The sequence below is a fragment of the Winogradskyella poriferorum genome (assembly GCF_050618035.1).
In the GTDB taxonomy this organism is placed as follows: domain Bacteria; phylum Bacteroidota; class Bacteroidia; order Flavobacteriales; family Flavobacteriaceae; genus Winogradskyella; species Winogradskyella poriferorum_A.
Genome location: NZ_JBODPY010000299.1, coordinates 1 through 213, shown reverse-complemented (window position 1 = coordinate 213; position 213 = coordinate 1). Strand labels below are relative to the sequence as shown.

The window sequence follows — 213 nt, the reverse complement described above, 5'->3', positions numbered from 1 at the left end:
CTTTGCAAATCATCCATTTCGGCTTATAATACTATGATAAATACACATGATACCATCGAAGTAAAAGCTGCACGTGTTCACAATCTTAAAAACATAGATGTGACCATACCCAGAGAGAAGCTCGTGGTTATTACTGGATTATCTGGAAGTGGAAAGTCCTCATTAGCTTTTGATACCATTTATGCCGAAGGCCAGCGGCGATATATCGAGACT

General features: G+C 39.4%; 1 protein-coding gene. It reads left to right on the top strand.

The window, feature by feature from the left end:
• Positions 1–33 precede the first annotated feature (33 nt).
• Positions 34–213, top strand: a 180-nt coding sequence (locus tag ACRHOC_RS15845) for a hypothetical protein (RefSeq protein ID WP_431159521.1), incomplete at its 3' end; no start/stop codon positions are given.